This window comes from Candidatus Obscuribacterales bacterium, assembly GCA_036703605.1.
Taxonomy (GTDB): domain Bacteria; phylum Cyanobacteriota; class Cyanobacteriia; order RECH01; family RECH01; genus RECH01.
Genome location: DATNRH010000588.1, coordinates 1 through 1106, shown reverse-complemented (window position 1 = coordinate 1106; position 1106 = coordinate 1). Strand labels below are relative to the sequence as shown.

1 protein-coding gene is annotated in these 1106 nt (G+C 55.1%); it reads left to right on the top strand.

Translation table 11 applies throughout. From position 1 onward, the window contains the following. Positions 1-210: 210 nt before the first annotated feature. Positions 211-1106 (top strand): hypothetical protein (locus V6D20_12480; protein ID HEY9816596.1); only part of this gene is annotated, 896 nt, incomplete at its 3' end.

The window sequence follows — 1106 nt, the reverse complement described above, 5'->3', positions numbered from 1 at the left end:
TTGGAGCGGGTCGCTCAAACCAACCGCGTCAAGTCTTCGGGGGTTGCAGGAGGTGGTGGAAATGCGTCTGCTCCTGCTCCTCAACCCAGTGGTCTGGCGGCCTTGGGGGTTGCAAGCAAGCCCCGAGATGATTACACAATGGAGGCATCTCCCTCGAGTCCGCCGTGGTTGCAGCCTCCACTGGGTTACAAACAGGGAGGAGGAGCTGCAATGGCTGCTGCCAACCTTTCGGGTGGAGAAAGTAACAACAGGGCTGCTGCAGCTGGTCGTGCCCTCCTTCAGGGTCTTAGCAGCGGCAGTCTTAAGAATCTGAAAGAGCGCAAACAGAACAACGATGGTTTCGGATCATCAGGAGGGAGTGCCGCCTTCTTGGCAGAACTGCAACGTCGCGCCAGTCAGCAGATGATGTCCCAAAATAACTTTTCTGGAGCTTCCGCCAGCAATCTGTTTGCGGCAGCAGCAGCAGCTCGAAATGGTAGCAATTCTGCCTTGGCTCAGATCGCCCGCAATGCATCTGCTGCCCGTTTGGCGGCAGGCGGTGGCAGCTCCATGAACAACCTCATGATGAAGACAGGATTATCCCGAGACCAACTTTCTCAGCTTGCTAGGGACAGGGGGCTCTCTTCTGCTTCCTTGTCCAACATGATGGAGCGTCAAAATAGTTTCGACGCTCTCATGTCGCTTGATTTCCAGAGTCTGCAGTCGATTGACAATCTCGCCAATTTAATTCAGACAGGTGGGACCGGGCAGATGCCTGAAGGTGGCATGAAAAATTGGTCTGCAGATGCCGGATCTCGCTCCAATTTGGCGGCGGCCGCTGCCGCTTCCGGTGGGAACACCTCTTTTGCCCGACGGCTGGCAAGCGCTGGACGTATGGAATCGTTTTTGCGATCCCTCTCAAGCCACCAAAACCTTGGGAACAAGGGGGGCAGTGCGCACCACGATAGCCTGGGCAGTGATAACAACCACAACCACAACAACTTCGGTGGCGGGGGCGGGGGCGGCAACTCAAACGCTCAATTCAGTAGCTTGCTTCAAAGCATGCAAAGCAACTTGAATAACTTGGGTAACACCAACAGCAGCTCAAGCAACTTCTTGAATTCCAA